We start from the raw sequence: 17222 nt of genomic DNA on the forward strand, positions 1-17222 counted from the left end.
CTACGCGGCGGAGCGCGGCCTGGTCGACGACGTCATCGACCCCGCCGAGACCCGCCAGGTCCTCATCGACTCGCTGGCCATGCTCCGCACCAAGCACGCCGACCTGCCCTCCCGCAAGCACGGCAACCCGCCCCAGTGACGGTCCCCGCCCCGGCACCGGCCCCGGCCGCCCCGGCCCCGCAGGCTCCGTCGGCCCCGGCCCCGCAGCAGCAGGAGACCCCGGCTCCCGAGCCGGTCCCGGCCGCTCCGGCGCCCGCCCCGGCTCCGGCCCAGGCCCCGGCCGCTCCGGCCGCCGCCCAGCCGGCCGACGACGGCGCCTACGTCACCCCGCTGGTGCGCAAGCTCGCCGCCGAGAACGGCGTCGACCTGTCCACCGTCAAGGGCACCGGTGTCGGTGGCCGTATCCGCAAGCAGGACGTCATCGCCGCCGCCGAGGCCGCGAAGGCCGCCGCCGCTGCCCCGGCTCCGGCCGCGGCCGCCGCTCCGGCCGCCGCCAAGAAGGCCCCGGCGCTGGAGACCTCCCCGCTGCGCGGCCAGACCATCAAGATGCCGCGGATCCGCAAGGTCATCGGCGACAACATGGTCAAGGCCCTGCAGGAGCAGGCCCAGCTGTCCTCGGTCGTCGAGGTCGACGTCACGCGTCTGATGAAGCTGCGCGCCCGGGCCAAGGACTCCTTCGCGGCCCGTGAGGGCGTGAAGCTGTCTCCGATGCCGTTCTTCGTCAAGGCCGCGGCCCAGGCGCTGAAGGCGCACGCGCCGATCAACGCCAAGATCAACGAGGCCGAGGGGACCATCACCTACTTCGACACCGAGAACATCGGTATCGCGGTGGACTCCGAGAAGGGCCTGATGACCCCGGTCATCAAGAACGCCGGTGACCTCAACCTCGCCGGTATCGCCAAGGCCACGGCGGAGCTCGCGGGCAAGGTCCGCGCCAACAAGATCACCCCGGACGAGCTGTCCGGCGCGACCTTCACCATCAGCAACACCGGTTCGCGCGGCGCGCTCTTCGACACGATCATCGTGCCGCCGGGCCAGGTCGCCATCCTCGGCATCGGCGCCACGGTCAAGCGCCCCGCCGTCATCGAGACGGAGGAGGGCACGGTCATCGGCGTCCGCGACATGACGTACCTGACCCTGTCCTACGACCACCGCCTGGTGGACGGCGCCGACGCCGCCCGCTACCTGACGGCGGTCAAGGCCATCCTGGAGGCGGGCGAGTTCGAGGTCGAGCTCGGCCTCTGACCTTCCTGAACGGCTGAACAGTGCCCCTGCCCGGAATCCCCGGGCAGGGGCACTGCCTGCTTTCAGGGGCGCGGGGAACTGCGCGAGCAACCACTACGGCGCGGCAGCCGAACGACGAACTCACACCCCCCATGTAAGTCTCGTCTCACCTGCACCAAGACACCCCCACCCACCTCACCCACGGAGCGACCCGGCCTTATTGTCTAAACGTCAAACCCCCTTAAGGAGCTCACATGACCGCGCCCGTCATCCACTCGCTGCGCGAGCAGATCCGCGAGCACATCCTGGAGGGGATCATCAGCGGACGCTGGCAGCCGGGCGAGCGGATCGTCGAGCGCCGGATCGCCACGGAGCTGGAGGTCAGCCAGACCCCGGTCCGCGAGGCACTGCGCGAACTGGAATCCCTGCGCCTGATCGAGTCCGCCCCCAACAAGGGCGTCCGGGTCCGGAACCTGACCGCCGCCGACCTGGAGGAGAGCTACCCGGTCCGGGCCGGCCTTGAGGCCATCGCTGCGGAGCTGGCGGCCCAGGGCCTGGCGGAGGACTGCTCGGCGCTGGAGCCGCACGTCAACGCCCTGTACGAGGCCGACCGCAGGTCGGACGGCACGGCGCAGGTCCGCCACACCGTCGCCTTCCACCGCGAACTGGTCCGCGCGGCCGGGAACTCCGTCCTGCTGCACACCTGGGAGGGCCTCGGCATCGAGGTGTTCACGGCCCTGTCGATCCGCTGGCTGGGCACCCAGCAGCAGTCGTACGCGGAGGAGCACGAGGAGCTGGTCGCCGCCTTCAAGCGCCGCGACCCCCGCATCGCCGAACTGGTGAAGGCCCACGTCCTGGGCTGCGCGCCCCGGGCGTGACACCCGAGCACGCTCCCGCTCAAACGCCTCCGACCTGCGAAAACCGTTCGAAAATCGGTCACCGCGTGCCACCGCCGGAGGCACCGCGTGCCTACTTTCTCGTGATCAAGAGGTTTTACGCCTCAACCCTTTGATCGATCATCGATCAGAGAGTTACAGTCGCCGACGGGCTTGCCACCCAAGCCCCAGCCCTGTCCTGCCAAAGACAAAGGGCACCCCCGAACCCTTACCGATGAGGGAACCCCCTTCGACTGAGGAAGGCGGCGACATGACCGACCCCAAAGCCATCCAGCCGAGCGAGCTCGACCAGCTCCCGGACCGGGACCCGGAGGAGACCGCCGAATGGCAGGCCTCCCTGGACGCGGTGACCGAGGCGGCCGGACCGCACCGTGCCGCATACCTCATGCGGCGCACGCTGGAGCGCGCCGAGGGCGCCGGCATCGCGCTGCCGAAGCTCCTCGAGACCGACTACGTCAACTCCATCCCCACCGCCGCCGAGCCGGGCGTGCCCGGTGACGAGGCGATGGAGCAGCGGATCACCGCCTGGAACCGCTGGAACGCGGCCGCGATGGTGACCCGGGGCAGCAAGTACGGCGTCGGCGGGCACATCGCCACCTTCGCCTCGGCGGCCTGGCTCTACGAGACCGGCTTCAACCACTTCTTCAAGGGCAAAGAGGCCGACGGCTCCGGCGACCAGCTCTACATCCAGGGCCACGCCTCCCCCGGCATCTACGCCCGCGCCTTCCTCGACGGCCGTCTGAACGAGGAGCAGCTCGACAACTTCCGCCGGGAGGCGGGCGGCAACGGCCTGCCCTCCTACCCGCACCCGCGCCGTCTGCCCTGGCTGTGGGAGTTCCCGACCGTCTCCATGGGTCTCGGCCCGCTCTCGGCGATCTACCAGGCGCGCTTCAACCGCTACCTCGCCAACCGCGGCATCAAGGACACCGCCGGTTCGCACGTGTGGGCGTTCCTCGGCGACGGCGAGATGGACGAGCCCGAGTCGACGGCGGCCCTCGCGCTCGCGGCCCGTGAGGAGCTGGACAACCTCACGTTCGTCATCAACTGCAACCTGCAGCGCCTCGACGGCCCGGTCCGCGCCAACTTCAAGATCGTGCAGGAGCTGGAGGCCCAGTTCCGCGGCGCCGGCTGGAACGTCGTCAAGACGCTGTGGGGCACGGCCTGGGACGAGCTGTTCCAGCTCGACACCACCGGCGCCCTCGTACGCCGTCTGCGCCAGGTACCGGACGCGCAGATCCAGACGTACCAGACGCGCGACGCCGCCTACATCCGCCAGGACTTCTTCGGCGCCGACCCGGCGCTGGTGGAGCTGGCGAAGCTGCTGAGCGACGACAAGATCCTCGAGTGTTTCCACCTCTCGCGCGGTGGTCACGAGGCGCGCAAGGTGTTCGCCGCGTACAAGGCGGCCGTCGAGCACAAGGGCGCGCCGACCGTGATCCTGGCCCAGACGGTCAAGGGCCACACCCTCGGCGAGGGCTTCGCGTCGAAGAACGCCAACCACCAGATGAAGAAGCTCTCGGTGGACGAGTTCAAGAACATGCGCGACCTGCTGGAGCTGCCGATCTCCGACAGCGCGTTCGTCGACGGCGTGGTGCCCTACGGCCACCCGGGCGCCGACTCCCCCGAGGTCCGCTACCTCCAGGAGCGCCGCGCCGCCCTCGGCGGTCCGGCCCCGGCCCGTCGCGTGCACCCGGTCGCCCCGCTGCCCGCCCCGGCGGAGAAGGCGTTCGCGTCCTTCGACAAGGGCTCCGGCTCGCAGAACGTGGCGACGACGATGGCGTTCGTCCGTCTGGTCAAGGACCTGGTCCGCGACAAGGAGACGGGCAAGCGCTGGGTGCCGATCGTCCCGGACGAGGCGCGCACCTTCGGCATGGAGTCGCTGTTCCCGTCGCTCGGCATCTACTCGCCGAAGGGCCAGACGTACGAGCCGGTCGACCGCGACCAGCTGATGTACTACAAGGAGGCCAAGAACGGCCAGATCCTCAACGAGGGGATCACCGAGGCCGGTTCGATGGCCGACTTCATCGCCGCTTCGACGTCGTACGCGACGCACGGCGAGGCGATGATCCCGTTCTACATCTTCTACTCGATGTTCGGCTGGCAGCGCACGGCCGACCAGATGTGGCAGCTCGGCGACCAGCTCGGCCGCGGCTTCCTCGTCGGCGCCACGGCCGGCCGCACCACCCTGACCGGTGAGGGCCTCCAGCACGCCGACGGCCACTCCCCCGTGATCGCGGCGACCAACCCGGCGGCGCTGTCGTACGACCCGGCGTTCGCCTACGAGGTCGCGGCCATCGTCAAGGACGGTCTGCGCCGGATGTACGGCGAGGCCGCCCCGGGCGAGGACCAGGACGTCTTCTACTACCTGACCGTCTACAACGAGCCGATGCCGCAGCCGGCGAAGCCGTCCGTGGACGGGGTCGACGAGGGCATCGTCAAGGGCCTGTACCGCTTCAACACGGCGGAGTCGGCGGGCATCACGCCTGTGGCCAACGCCCCGCGGATCCAGCTGCTCGGCTCCGGTACGGCGATCCACTGGGCGCTCAAGGCGCAAGCGCTGCTCGCCGAGGAGTGGGGCGTGGCGGCCGACGTGTGGTCGGCGACGTCCTGGAGCGAGCTGCGCCGGGACGCCCTGGAGGCGGACGAGGCGCTGCTGCGCGGCGAGGAGCGGGTGCCGTTCGTCCGGCAGGCGCTCCAGGGCGCCGAGGGCCCGGTGCTGGCGGTCTCCGACTACATGCGCCAGGTCCCGGACCAGATCGCGCAGTGGGTCGAGCAGGACTGGTCCTCGCTGGGCGCCGACGGCTTCGGCCTGTCGGACACCCGTGAGGCGGCCCGCCGCCACTTCGGCGTGGACGCCGAGTCCATCGTCGTCGCGGCCCTGGCCCAGCTCGCCAAGCGCGGCGAGGTCAAGGCGACGTCCGTGAAGGAAGCGCGTGAGAAGTACGGTCTGTAAGGACCGGTGATCGGCAGGCCCCCGCCCCGGCGGGGGCCTGCTGCATGATGTGCCCATGCGTGCTGCCCGGCTCATCAAGATGGTGCTGCTCCTGCAGTCCCGGCCCGCCATGACGGCCGCCGAGCTCGCCCGTGAGCTGGAGGTGTCGGAGCGGACGGTGACACGGGACGCGCAGGCGCTGTCGGAGGCGGGCGTGCCGGTGTACGCGGACCGGGGCCGGGCCGGCGGGTACCGGCTGGTCGGCGGGTACCGGACGCGGCTGACCGGCCTGCACCGCGGCGAGGCGGAGGCGCTGTTCCTGTCCGGGGTGCCGGGGGCGCTGCGCGAGATGGGCCTGGAGGACGCCGCCTCGGCCGCTCAGCTGAAGGTGTCGGCGGCTCTGCTGCCGTCCCTGCGGGACGCCTCGAGGACGGCGGCGCAGCGGTTCCACCTGGACGCTCCGAACTGGTTCAAGGAGCCGAGGACGCCCGCGCTGCTGCCCGCCGTGGCCGACGCGGTGTGGGACGACCGGCGGATCGTCGCGCGCTACCGGCGCGGGGAGGACGAGGTCGTCCGGGAGCTGGAGCCGTACGGGCTCGTGCTGAAGGCGGGCGTCTGGTACCTGTGCGCGCGGGTGGCCGGGAACGGGGCCTTCCGGGTGTACCGGATCGACCGGTTCACGGCGGTGGACCCGGGCGGGGAGCGCTTCGAGCGGGAGCCGGAGTTCGAGCTGCCCGCCTTCTGGGAGGAGCGGGCGGAACAGTTCGCCCGGTCCATCCTGCGGGCGCGGGTGGTGGTGCGGCTCTCCCCCGACGGCGTGCGCGCACTGCCGTACGCCCTCGACTCGCTGTCCGCGCGGGAGGCGCTGGCGGACGCGGACGAGCCGGATGGCGACGGATGGGTGACGGTGGCTCTGCCGGTGGAGTCCGAGGAGGTCGCCCACACCCAGCTGACGGCGCTCGGCGCGGAGGTGGAGGTGCTGGCCCCCGAGGGCCTGCGCGAGCGGTTCGCGGCGGACGCGCTGCGGTTGGCGGGGCTGTACCACCCCGAGAGCGGCGCATAACGATCCCGCGCACTCCGGGTGCGCCCGTGTGCCCCAGGGCCGATGCTTGTCCCGTGATGGACGAGACGGAGTTCTGGGAGCTGGTGGACGACTCTCGCGAGGCCGCCGAAGGCGACCCGGAGGAACAGGCCGACCTGCTCGTGGACCGGCTCTCGCGGCTGGACCCGGACTCGGTCCTGGACTTCGCCCGTCACTTCGAGTCGCGCTACAACCGCGCCTACCGGTGGGACCTGTGGGGCGCGGCCTGGGTGCTGCTCGACGGGGCGAGCGACGACGCCTTCGACTTCTTCCGGTGCTGGCTGATCGGTCAGGGCCGCCATGTCTTCGAGGGCGCCGTGCACGACCCGGACGCGCTCGCCGAGTTGCTCGGCGACTTCGACGAGGAGATCGACGGCGACGGCGAGGAGCTCGGCTACGCGGCGGACGAGGCCTACGAGCAGCTCACCGGCGTGGTCGCCCCGGACCTGGAGATCCCGCCCCCGCCCCCGGAGCCGGAGGGCACCTCGCTCGACTTCGAGAACGAGCGGCTCCTCGCCGAGCGCTATCCCCGGCTGTGGGAGCGTTTCAGGGGCTGACCGCCACGTTCCGGGTGTCTGCCTTCACCGCGTGGTGCAGCGGGGCCGCGTTGGCCTGGTCGAGGGCGGACGCGGTGGCCGCCGCCGGGCCCAGGACGACGGTGGCGACCGCGCGGAGCACCGCCCAGGGGCCGCGCGTGGCCGCGGTCCAGGTGTGCGGGTTCTCCGTATGACGGTTGTTCATGGTCCCCACCTCCGGTCGGCTGTCTGTGAGGGTGACCGTAGGGGGCCGGGATCTGAGGACACCGCGCGCCGGCTGTGGCCTTGCTGTGGGTCTTCCGGCCGGTGCTGCAGACGGGCCGCCAGCTCTCTGATCTCCGGCAGGCGGGCGTGCAGGGCGGCGCCGGGGCAGCTGGTCATGTAGCCGTCGTTGTGGCCCGCGAGGGCGGGCAGTTCCGCGGAGGTGCCGGCCGCGTACCGGCTCAGGCCGTTGCTGGAGACCAGGCGGACGCTGGCTCGCGGGTCGGTGCCGGACAGGCCCAGTTTCCAGGCGGACAGCGCGGCGATGGCGTGGATCATGGCCCGCGGCACGGGCATGCCCGCGGTGAAGGTGCCGAGGGCGGCGATGCCCGTGGTGCCGTGGTTGAAGCCCTGGGTGTGGGCGCCGGTGACGGCTCGCTCGACACCGCCGGCGCGGCCCTCGTAGATGGTGCCGCAGCGGTCGACGACGAAGTTGTAGCCGATGTCGTCCCAGTCGCGGGTGCCGGTCTGGCCGGTGTACACGTCCCGGATGATGCGGGGCGCGTCGGCGCAGTCGTAGCCGTTGGGCGTGTCGGTGTGGTGGACGAACACGGCGCCGACCCGGTCGTCGTAGCGGGGGCGCGGCTGTGTGCGGGCGGCGTCGCCCAGCCACTGCGACCGGAGCACGATGTGCGGCCGGGGGGCGTCGTAGGGCTTGGCGGTGGGGCGGGCGGCCGCCGGCTGGGGGGCGTTCTCGACGCCGTAGGCGCACAGCACCAGCGCGACGGCGGCACAGAGGCCCGGGAGGCAGCCGAGGCCCACCCGGGCGGCGCGCGGCAGGCCGGTTATGCCGGGTGTCCTGGCGGCGCGGCGCCTGCGCGCACCCTGCCGTCTTCGGAAGACACGCATGTGCTCACTGTCGACCCGATCCGGTCCGTCCGCGATGTGTGATGTGCCACCCGGTGGAACCATCGTCACGGTCCGCGACGTTTTTCCGGATGCACGGACGCGTGGCCGGTTCTGATCATCCACGCGCGTGTGACTGATCACCGGGCCCTCCCCCCACGTACTAAGGGGTTCCGAATGAAAGGCGGCGTGCGTGGACCTGCTCGACATCCTGCTGTTGCTGGTCGTCCTGGCCTATGCGGCGTCCGGGTACCGGCGCGGGCTGGTGGCCGGCTGTGTGTCACTGGCGGGCTTCGTGGGCGGCGCGGTCATCGGCGTGTGGGCCCTGCCGTGGGTGATGGACCTGGTGACGCCGGGGACGACGGGGGCGACGCTGACAGCGGTGTTCACGGTGCTGCTCCCGGCGGTGGTGGGGCACGAGCTGGCGGGCCGCCTCGCGCTGCGGTTGCGGCGGGAGCTGGACAGGGGGCCGCTCAGAGTGGCGGACGGGATCGGCGGGGCGGTGGCCAACTCCGTCGCCGTGCTGATCGTGGCCTGGGTGGCCGCGAGCGTCCTGGGCGTGTCCTCGTCGCCGCTGGTCACCTCGGCGATCCGGGACTCACGGCTGCTCGACGCCGTGCAGCGGACGATGCCGGACACCACGCCGGACTGGTTCTCGGGGGCCACGTCCGCGCTGACCCAGGCGGGCTTCCCGCAGGTCTTCAACCCGTTCGAGAACGAGTCGACCGCCGAGGTCGCCGCGCCCTCCGGTGACAGTGTCACAGCGGCCGCCACCGACGCCGCCAAGCGGAGCACGGTGAAGGTCGAGGGCGTCGCCGGCACCCAGGGCCGCGAGGGCAGCGGATTCGTGTACTCCCGGGAGCACGTGATGACCAACGCCCATGTGGTGGCCGGCATCGACGAGCCGACCGTGCAGATCGGCGGGGTCGGGCGGACGTACGAGGCGCGGGTGGTGCTCTTCGACTCGCAGAAGGACGTGGCCGTGCTGTACGTGCCGGGGCTGAAGGCACCGGTGCTGCGGTTCGACGACGCGGCGGAGCGCGGCGACTCCGCGGTCGTCGCGGGCTATCCGGAGGACGGCGACCTGAACCTCCAGGGGGCGACGGTCGCCAACCGCGTGCGGGCGACGGGCCAGAACATCTACAACGACGGGACGGTCACCCGCGAGATCTACTCGATCCGCTCCACCGTCCGCCCCGGCAACTCGGGCGGCCCGCTCCTCACCACCGACGGCCGGGTCTTCGGCGTGGTCTTCGCCCGTTCCACCTCGGACGCCGAGACGGGCTACGTCCTGACGGCGGCGGAGGTCGCCCAGGACGCGCGACGGGCGGCGGACGCGACGGCTCCGGTGGACACGGGCGACTTGGCCGCGTCGTAGATCCGGCTCAGAGGGAGTGCCCCATCAGTACGTCGTCGACGTACTTCCCATCGAGCAGGAACTCCTCGGGCAGGATCCCCTCCACCACGAACCCCTCGGACTCGTAGAGTTCCCGGGCCGGAACGTTGTGGGCGAGGACGCGCAGGGTGAGTCGGCGGGCGCCGCGCCGGCGGGCCTCGTCGACGGCGGCGCGGACCAGCGCCCGCCCGACGCCCCGGCCGCGCGCGTGCTCGCCGACGGCCAGGCCCTGGATCTGGCGGACGTGCCGGTTGGCGTCGACCGGGGTGGGGAAGCCGAGGTGGACATAGCCCGCGAGGCGGTCGCCGACCTCGGCGACAAGGCAGTCCTCGGGCCCGTGCCGCTCGTTGAAGAAGGGCGGGTACGGCGGCTTCGGCTCGGGCACCACGGCATGCAGAGGTGACCAGACGGCGCGGTCGAGCAGCCCGAGCGCCTCCTCGTCGTCGAGCCGTGCGGGTCGTATGTGCGGAGTCGGCATGGCGGTCACGTTACGTCGAAGCGACCGGTTCCCGACGGGGCTTTTACGGCGGCGACCGGCAAGATTGAGCCATGCGACGCATCGCGGTGACCGGCGCCTCCGGTCTGATCGGCAGCGCTCTGGTGCGGTCCCTGACCGCGGACGGGCACGAGGTGGTGCGCCTGGTGCGCCATGAGCCCCGGGCGGCGGACGAGGTCCGCTGGGACCCGGAGGGCGGGCGGGTGGACGCGGCCGGGCTCGCCGGGTGCCACGGGGTGGTGAACCTGGCGGGGGCCGGGGTCGGCGACCGCCGCTGGACGGACGCCTACAAGCGGCGGATCCGCGACAGCCGGGTGAACGGCACGGCGGCGCTCGCCGAGGCCGTCGCCTCGCTGGACGAGAAGGACCGGCCGCAAGTCTTCGTGAACGGCAGCGCCATGGGCTACTACGGCGAGACCGGGGACCGCACCGTCGACGAGAGCGCGCCGGCGGGTGAGGGCTTCCTGCCCGCGCTGTGTGTGGAGTGGGAGGGCGCCACGGCAGCGGCCCAGGAGGCCGGTGTCCGCACGGTGTTCACGCGGACCGGCCTGGTCGTCTCCCGCGACGGCGGTGCGTGGGGGCGGCTGTTCCCGCTGTTCCAGGCGGGGCTCGGCGGGCGGATGGGCGACGGGCGGCAGTACTGGTCGTTCATCGCGCTGCACGACGAGGTCGCCGCGATCCGGCATCTCATCGACACGGACGGTCTGTCCGGGCCGTTCAACCTCACCGCCCCGAACCCCCTGACGAACCGTGAGATCACCGCGGCGATGGGACGCGTGCTGCACCGCCCCACGCTGTTCGCCGTCCCCGCGCCCGTCCTGCGGAGCGTGCTCGGCGAGATGGCCGGGGATGTGCTCGGCAGCGCCCGGGTGCTGCCGACGCGGCTGCTGGAATCGGGCTTCCGGTTCGCGTTCCCGGAGATCGAGGGGGCGATCCGGGCGGCGCTGTGACGGTTCCCGGCCGTTCCGATGGCGCTCCGAGGGCGCTTCGAGAGCGCTCCTCGAGTCGGCCCCTAGCCCCCTGCGACCACTTCATGCCCACGAGGCTTCCGTATGCGACCGCCGTGCGACCGTGCCCTGTTGATGCGCGACCCCATTTGACCGATCACAGCCCTACCCTCGACCAGAACTCGCGTATCCCTGCGGCCTGTTGAGGGCATGACGTCTCCAGCGCCCGCGCAACCTCGAGGAGGGGCACGTGCTTGAGCCCGCGTACCAGGCGGACGTGGTCGTCGTGGGGGCCGGGGTCGCCGGACTCTCGGCCGCGAACCGGCTCACCCGCGCAGGAGTGACGACCATGGTCCTGGAGGCCGCCCACGGGGTCGGCGGCCGCATGGCGACGGAGAAGGTCGACGGCTTCCGGCTCGACCGGATCGGCCAGTTGATGTCCACGGCGTATCCGGAACTACGGCTGACACCCGGCCTGGGCGGACTGGTGCTGCGCCCCTTCGCTCCCGGTGTCCTGCTGCACGGCGACGGACGCCACCATCGCGCGGGCGTCCAGGCCGGTGCGGGGGGCGCACGGGGCGCACGGGGCGCGCTCCATGCGGTGCGCGCCCTGGCGAGCGCTCCCCGGTCGCCGGTCGCTCCCAGGCCGCCCAGGAGGCCGGTGGCGGTGCCGGGCCGGCAGGTCTCCGTGCCCCGGAGCCGGTCCGGCGCCCCGCTCGGCACGGCCGTCGACCAGGCCCGGCTGGGTGCCGCCCTCACCCGGCTGGCGAGTACCCCGGCCGAACGGCTGCTGGCCCGCCCGGAGCGGCCCGCCGGTGAGGCCCTGGCGGCGCGCGGGCTGCCCGCCCGTACGATCGACGGCTTTCTGCGTCCACTGCTCGCGGCCCTGCTGTGCGACCCGGACCTGACCACGTCCAGCCGGTGCGCGGACCTGGCGCTGCGGGCCTTCGCGAGCGGCCGGCTCTGCGTACCGGAGGGCGGTGCGGAGGCCCTGCCGGAGCTGCTGGCACGCACGCTGCCGCCGGGCACCGTGCACACCGGCGTGCGCGTCACCTCCGTCTCCACTACCTCGGTGACCACCGCCGAGCACGGCGAGATCCGCTGCCGGGCGGTACTGGTGGCGACCGACGCCCGGGCCGCCGCCGAGCTGCTGCCCGGGCTGCGGGTGCCGGACTTCCATCCTGTGACGGTGGTGCATCACACGACCGACGAGCCGCCGGAGACGGGGGCGTCGCTGCTGCTCGACGCGGATCTCGGCGGGCCGGTCGCGCACACGGCGGTGGTGAGCCGGGTCGATCCGTCCCGGGCACCGGCTGGACGGGCGCTGGTGTCCTCGACGGTGCTGGGGCGGCCGCCGGGGGATGTCGACACGGCTGTGCGGATGCACTTGGCGCGGCTGTACGGGATGCCGACGGCCCGGTGGGAGACGTTGGCTGTGCACCAGACCGTGGAGGCCGTGCCGGCGATGCGGCCGCCGCATGATCTGCGGCGGCCGGTGCGGTTGATCGCCGGGCTGTATGTGTGTGGGGATCACCGGGACACCAGCACGGTGCAGGGGGCTTTGCACTCTGGGCATCGGGCGTCTGCGGCGATCTTGGCGGACTTGGGGGCGGGGCGGTCGATGCATGTTGCCGATCCGCTGCCTACTGTGCCTCGGGCTGCTTAGGTGCTTTGTCGGGTGCGGGTGCGTGGGGGCTTGTCGCGCAGTTCCCCGCGCCCCTAAGAGCGAGGAGCCTCACCCCAAGGCCGCTACTTTGTCGCGGTAACTTCGCACCGGGGCCGCGTCCTTGTACGGCTCCAGCCTTCGCTCGAAGTCCCTTACGTACTCCACAGCCCTTACCGAACGCATCTCGGCGGCCTGGCCCGCCGCCTCCGCTCCCAGTTGGCAGGCCTGGTCGAGTTCGCCCAGGCCCAGGCGGGCGGTGGCCAGGACGATGCGGCAGAAGAGGCGGCTGCGGGCGTAGGAGGGGGCGCGGAGCTGCAGGGAGCGTTCCGCGTGCTGGGCGGCGGCGCGGAACTGCTGCAGGTCGCGGTGGCAGTGGCCGAACTCGTCGGCGAGCTGTGCCTCGTCGAAGAACTTCGCCCAGTGCGGTACGTCGTCCCCGGGCCGGGCCGTCTCCAGGGCGCGCTCGGCGCGGACCAGGGCCGCGGTGCAGGCCCGGACCTCGCCGAGCACGCCGTGCCCGCGTGCCTCGGAGGCGTGCAGCAGCGTCTGCACGACGGGCGGGGCCGAGGTGCCGACGCCCTGCTGTGCCACGCGGGCGAGTTGCACGGCCTCCCGCCCGTGCCCGAGGTAGACGGCCTGCCGGCTCATGGTGACCAGCACATACGCCCCGTACGTCCGGTCCCCGGCCGCCTGGGCGAGCCGGAGCGCCTGCACGAAGTAGCGCTGGGCGAGTCCGTGCGCGGCGATGTCGTACGACGTCCAGCCCGCGAGCCGGGTGAGGTCGGCGGCGGCCGCGAACAGCCGGCGGCCGGTCTGCTCGCCGTAGGTGCCGCGCAGCATCGGCTCGCACTCGTGCTCCAGATAGCGCACCAGGGCCTGGCGCGCGTGACCGCCACCGTAGGCGTCGTCGAGGGTGCGGAAGAGCTCGCCGACCGAGCGCAGGGCGGCGATGTCGCCCGCGGTGACCTTCTGGCCGGGGCCGCGCTCGGCCTGGCCCCGCTGGCGGGGCAGGGACGGTACGCCCGGCCCGTCCGCCGCCGGGAGTCGGACAGGGGTGCGGCCCTGGGCCGGGATGCGGGAGGCGGGCGGCTCACCCCGGGCGACCTTCTCGTCGGCCCGGCCGATCAGCCAGTCCCGGCTCGGCACGACGAGCCCGGCCGGGGTGAAGGCGATCTTACGCAGCTCGGCGTGGCTGCCGGAGTCCTTGCGCCACAGCCCGCTGACGATGTCGACGGCTTCCTCGGGGGCGGCCGCGAACTCCAGCCCGGCGTAGACCGGGGCGCAGGCGTCCAGGCCGAGGTCCTGGGCGCTGAGGCGACGGCCCAGGCGCCGGGTGAAGACCTCGGCGATGAGCGCGGGCGTGGTGCCCCGGGGCTGCTGGCCGCGCAGCCACCGGGTGACGGAGGTCTTGTCGTATCTCAAGTCGAGCCCGTGTTCGAGACCGAGCTGGTCCACGCGACGGGCGAGTCCCGCGTTGGAGAACCCCGCTTCTGCGATGAGCGCGGCGAGCTGTCGGTTGGGGGTGCGCTGCGCGGGTCGTTCCGTCATGGTGCGGTGCGGTCTCCTGCCTTCCGGTGTCGGTGCTGTGCCGGATTGCGTGTGAGCAGGCCTTTTGGCTTGCTGGACGGCGCGAATGTAGCGGAGAGTAAGCACGCCATCACACATTTTCGCGGACATTCATCCGATCGTGTGAGGATTAGCCCCGGGACTGACGTGTTCGGGCCGGACGTACAGTGGCTTGGGCGCGATACGTGCCTGACACACCCGTCCGAGGGAGGCGCTTGCCGTGAGTGGGTTGCGGTTCGTCCGCATGGGGTTCGGTGACGAGGCCGTCGAGTACCAGGAGGCCTGGGACGAGCAGCGCCGGGTGCACGCGGCGCGGTTCGCCGACGAGATCTCCGACACGGTCCTGCTGCTGGAACACCCGCCGGTCTACACGGCCGGACGGCGCACGGCGGACAACGAGCGGCCCCTGGACGGCACGCCGGTCGTCGACGTGGACCGCGGCGGCAAGATCACCTGGCACGGCCCCGGGCAGCTGGTGGGCTACCCGATCCAGAAGCTCCCCCGCCCGGTGGACGTCGTGGCGCATGTACGCCGCCTCGAAGAGGCCCTGATCCTCACCTGCGCGGAGTTCGGCCTGGAGACCACCCGGATCGAGGGCCGCAGCGGCGTGTGGGTCCTGGGCGACCCGGTCGAGCGGCGCCCCGCGCTCGGCGGCCTCGCCCTGGACTTCGACCCGCGTCTGCACGACGAGGAGTTCGACCCGCGCATGAACGGCCCGGAGTACGCCCCGTCCAACGCGGGCCAGCGCCGCGAGGACCGCAAGATCGCCGCGATCGGCATCCGCGTGGCCAAGGGCGTCACCATGCACGGCTTCGCGCTCAACGTGAACCCCGACAACAAGTGGTTCGACCGGATCATCCCCTGCGGCATCCGCGACGCGGGCGTCGCGTCCCTGGCGAACGAACTGGGCCGCGACGTGACGATCGAGGAGGTCCTGCCGGTGGTGGAGCGCCACCTGAGGGACGTACTGGAGAACGCGGAGCTGAAGCCGCGGGAGATCGAGAAGACGCCGGCGGCATAGATCCGCGCGTGGAGGGGCTAGCACCCACACAGGCATTCAAATCAACGGGCGTACCCTTGAGGGCGCCGAAGAATCAATCGCTAGGGAGCCGGTCGTGTCCGCAGTCGCACCCGACGGACGCAAGATGCTGCGCCTGGAGGTCCGCAACAGCCAGACCCCCATCGAGCGCAAGCCCGAGTGGATCAAGACCCGGGCGAAAATGGGTCCCGAGTACACCAAGATGCAGAACCTCGTGAAGAGCGAGGGCCTGCACACGGTCTGCCAGGAAGCCGGCTGCCCCAACATCTACGAGTGCTGGGAGGACCGCGAGGCGACCTTCCTCATCGGCGGCGACCAGTGCACCCGGCGCTGTGACTTCTGCCAGATCGACACCGGCAAGCCCGAGGCGCTCGACCGCGACGAGCCGCGCCGGGTCGGCGAGTCCGTGGTCACGATGGACCTGAACTACGCCACGATCACCGGTGTCGCCCGCGACGACCTGGAGGACGGCGGCGCCTGGCTGTACGCCGAGACGGTCCGCCAGATCCACCAGCAGACGGCGGGCCGCGAGGCCGGCCGGACGAAGGTCGAGCTGCTCGCGCCCGACTTCAACGCGGTCCCGGAGCAGCTGGCGGAGGTCTTCTCCTCCCGCCCCGAGGTCTTCGCACACAACGTCGAGACGGTCCCGCGGATCTTCAAGCGCATCCGCCCCGGCTTCCGCTACGAGCGCTCCCTGAAGGTCATCACCGAGGCCCGCGACTACGGCCTCGTCACCAAGTCGAACCTGATCCTCGGCATGGGCGAGACCCGCGAGGAGGTCAGCGACGCGCTCAAGCAGCTGCACGACGCGGGCTGCGAGCTGGTCACCATCACGCAGTACCTGCGCCCCTCCGTGCGCCACCACCCCGTGGAGCGCTGGGTCAAGCCGCACGAGTTCGTGGAGCTGCAGCAGGAGGCCGAGCAGATCGGCTTCTCCGGTGTGATGTCCGGCCCGCTGGTGCGCTCCTCGTACCGCGCGGGACGCCTCTTCAAGATGGCCATGGAGCAGCGGGACGCGCGCATCGCGGCCCAAGCCGTCTGACACATCGTCACCACCCCTGCCGCGCGCAGGGCGAGACAAGCGTGTGAATTCTCGCACAAGACGCTACCCGCCAGTAGCGGCCGATTTGACGCGGTCCCGACCGTCCTCGCAGATGAGGGCACATGTCGGGACCGCGTCGGCGTTTCTCCACTCCCCGCCGGGGCTTCATGGGTGTTTGACCGGCCGGTCACGCCCTGGTAACACCAATCAGTGACGCTGAACTCACAGCACGTACACCCTTACCGAGGGGGGACCTCACCCATGCAGGCCGCGCCGGTCCGCGCCACCGCGATTCCGTCCTTCACCACCGCACTGCGTGCCGTCGAGTCGCTGCTGATGAGCAGCGGTCAGCGCACCGCCCGCCGCAACGCGTGGACCTCCGTGCTGGAGGACCGCCGTCGCGCCAAGGACCGCGTCGAGACGCAGCGCGTCCTCGACCAGTCCGTTCCCGGGTCCGCCTCCGTCCGTCCCTGAACCCCGGCCCCTCCCCCATGGGGCCCCCGCGGGCACTGCCGTCGTCGGCGCTTGTGGGGCCACGTAGACTGCGTGGCATGGCGAGGAAGGAACCTGCAGCGGACGCTGCGAACCCCGGGCGACTGAAGCAGATCGCTCTGACCTACAAGATGACCCGCAGGGCCGACAAGAAGATCGGTCTTGTACTCGCGGCAGTCGGAATCGTCACCTTCGGTGTCTTCCTCGCGATCGGTTTCTTGATCGGTCACCCCATCTATCTCGGCATCCTGGGCCTCCTGCTCGCCTTCCTCGCGTCGGCGATCGTGTTCGGGCGCCGGGCCGAGCGGGCCGCCTTCGGGCAGATGGAGGGACAGCCCGGCGCCGCCGCGGCGGTACTCGACAATGTCGGCCGGGGCTGGACGACGACCCCCGCCGTGGCGATGAACCGCAACCAGGACGTGGTGCACCGCGCGGTCGGCAAGGCCGGCATCGTCCTGGTCGCCGAGGGCAACCCGAACCGGGTGAAGTCCCTGCTCGCCGCCGAGAAGCGGAAGATGAACCGCATCGTCGCGGACGTGCCCGTGCACGACCTGGTCGTGGGCACGGGCGAGGGCCAGGTCGAGCTGAAGAAGCTGCGCACGACCATGCTGAAGCTGCCGCGCGTGCTGACCGGCCCGCAGGTCACGGCCACCAACGACCGGCTGCGCGCCCTCGGCGACCTGATGAGCAACATGCCACTGCCGAAGGGGCCCATGCCGAAGGGCATGAAGCTGCCGAAGGGCGGGCCGAAGGCCCGCTGACACCTCGCACACGAACGACGAAGGGGCGCCCGGATCACACC

16 protein-coding genes and 1 pseudogene are annotated in these 17222 nt (G+C 71.8%); 13 read left to right on the forward strand and 4 right to left on the reverse strand.

The window, feature by feature from the left end; genetic code table 11:
• From ACWIF2_RS36165 to ACWIF2_RS36190, 6 genes and pseudogenes are all read left to right on the forward strand, one after another.
• Positions 1 to 139 (forward strand): carboxyl transferase domain-containing protein (locus ACWIF2_RS36165; RefSeq protein WP_454365354.1); only part of this gene is annotated, 139 nt, incomplete at its 5' end.
• Positions 73 to 1245, forward strand: a pseudogene (sucB, locus tag ACWIF2_RS36170) (2-oxoglutarate dehydrogenase, E2 component, dihydrolipoamide succinyltransferase); the annotation flags it as partial. The gene ACWIF2_RS36165 and the pseudogene sucB, both read left to right, overlap by 67 nt.
• A 233-nt stretch (positions 1246 to 1478) precedes the next feature.
• Positions 1479 to 2102 (forward strand): GntR family transcriptional regulator, encoded by a 624-nt coding sequence (locus ACWIF2_RS36175; RefSeq protein ID WP_184596340.1) that lies wholly within the window; start codon positions 1479 to 1481, stop codon positions 2100 to 2102.
• Positions 2103 to 2370: 268 nt separating this feature from the next.
• Positions 2371 to 5073 (forward strand): pyruvate dehydrogenase (acetyl-transferring), homodimeric type, encoded by a 2703-nt coding sequence (gene aceE, locus ACWIF2_RS36180; RefSeq protein ID WP_454365332.1) that lies wholly within the window; start codon positions 2371 to 2373, stop codon positions 5071 to 5073.
• A gap of 55 nt (positions 5074 to 5128) precedes the next feature.
• Positions 5129 to 6115, forward strand: a complete 987-nt coding sequence (locus tag ACWIF2_RS36185) for a helix-turn-helix transcriptional regulator (RefSeq protein WP_454365334.1) — start codon at positions 5129 to 5131, stop codon at positions 6113 to 6115.
• Between the two features lie 53 nt (positions 6116 to 6168).
• Positions 6169 to 6690 (forward strand): DUF4240 domain-containing protein, encoded by a 522-nt coding sequence (locus ACWIF2_RS36190; protein WP_454365336.1) that lies wholly within the window; start codon positions 6169 to 6171, stop codon positions 6688 to 6690.
• Here the strand turns inward: ACWIF2_RS36190 and ACWIF2_RS36195 are convergent.
• Complete coding sequence (locus tag ACWIF2_RS36195) at positions 6680 to 6874, reverse strand: hypothetical protein (RefSeq protein ID WP_454365337.1); 195 nt, start codon at positions 6872 to 6874, stop codon at positions 6680 to 6682. The two genes, ACWIF2_RS36190 and ACWIF2_RS36195, sit on opposite strands and share 11 nt — an antisense overlap.
• Complete coding sequence (locus ACWIF2_RS36200) at positions 6871 to 7779, reverse strand: peptidoglycan recognition protein family protein (protein ID WP_454365338.1); 909 nt, start codon at positions 7777 to 7779, stop codon at positions 6871 to 6873. Before ACWIF2_RS36200 ends, ACWIF2_RS36195 begins: the two co-directional genes overlap by 4 nt.
• A 190-nt stretch (positions 7780 to 7969) precedes the next feature.
• Here ACWIF2_RS36200 and ACWIF2_RS36205 point away from each other — a divergent pair, with 190 nt between their 5' ends.
• A complete protein-coding gene (locus tag ACWIF2_RS36205; protein ID WP_454365340.1) occupies positions 7970 to 9154 on the forward strand; it encodes a MarP family serine protease in 1185 nt (394 codons plus the stop codon).
• Positions 9155 to 9161: 7 nt separating this feature from the next.
• Here ACWIF2_RS36205 and ACWIF2_RS36210 read toward each other — a convergent pair whose 3' ends face one another.
• The gene (locus ACWIF2_RS36210) at positions 9162 to 9650 is read right to left on the reverse strand and encodes an N-acetyltransferase family protein (RefSeq protein WP_454365342.1); all 489 of its coding nucleotides are present in this window, start codon (positions 9648 to 9650) and stop codon (positions 9162 to 9164) included.
• 71 nt (positions 9651 to 9721) lie between these two features.
• On the opposite strand from ACWIF2_RS36210, the gene ACWIF2_RS36215 reads away from it, so the two are divergent.
• On the forward strand, positions 9722 to 10618 hold the full coding sequence (locus tag ACWIF2_RS36215) for a TIGR01777 family oxidoreductase (RefSeq protein WP_454365343.1): 897 nt from the start codon (positions 9722 to 9724) through the stop codon (positions 10616 to 10618).
• A gap of 247 nt (positions 10619 to 10865) precedes the next feature.
• Positions 10866 to 12281, forward strand: a complete 1416-nt coding sequence (locus ACWIF2_RS36220; protein WP_454365345.1) for an NAD(P)/FAD-dependent oxidoreductase — start codon at positions 10866 to 10868, stop codon at positions 12279 to 12281.
• Positions 12282 to 12350: 69 nt separating this feature from the next.
• Here ACWIF2_RS36220 and ACWIF2_RS36225 read toward each other — a convergent pair whose 3' ends face one another.
• On the reverse strand, positions 12351 to 13829 hold the full coding sequence (locus tag ACWIF2_RS36225) for a regulator (protein ID WP_454365347.1): 1479 nt from the start codon (positions 13827 to 13829) through the stop codon (positions 12351 to 12353).
• Between the two features lie 238 nt (positions 13830 to 14067).
• On the opposite strand from ACWIF2_RS36225, the gene lipB reads away from it, so the two are divergent.
• The 4 genes from lipB to ACWIF2_RS36245 all read left to right on the forward strand — a co-directional run bounded on the left by lipB (position 14068) and on the right by ACWIF2_RS36245 (position 17181).
• Entirely contained in the window at positions 14068 to 14868 is an 801-nt protein-coding gene (gene lipB / locus ACWIF2_RS36230) for a lipoyl(octanoyl) transferase LipB (protein WP_454365348.1), read from the forward strand.
• A gap of 94 nt (positions 14869 to 14962) precedes the next feature.
• The gene (lipA, locus tag ACWIF2_RS36235; RefSeq protein WP_382499324.1) at positions 14963 to 15928 is read left to right on the forward strand and encodes a lipoyl synthase; all 966 of its coding nucleotides are present in this window, start codon (positions 14963 to 14965) and stop codon (positions 15926 to 15928) included.
• Positions 15929 to 16189: 261 nt separating this feature from the next.
• Positions 16190 to 16402, forward strand: coding sequence for an SCO2195 family GlnR-regulated protein (locus ACWIF2_RS36240; protein ID WP_454365350.1), 213 nt, complete (start codon positions 16190 to 16192; stop codon positions 16400 to 16402).
• A gap of 77 nt (positions 16403 to 16479) precedes the next feature.
• Positions 16480 to 17181 (forward strand): DUF4191 domain-containing protein, encoded by a 702-nt coding sequence (locus tag ACWIF2_RS36245; RefSeq protein WP_454365352.1) that lies wholly within the window; start codon positions 16480 to 16482, stop codon positions 17179 to 17181.
• Positions 17182 to 17222 lie beyond the last annotated feature (41 nt).

The sequence above is a fragment of the Streptomyces sp. NPDC055506 genome (assembly GCF_053643595.1).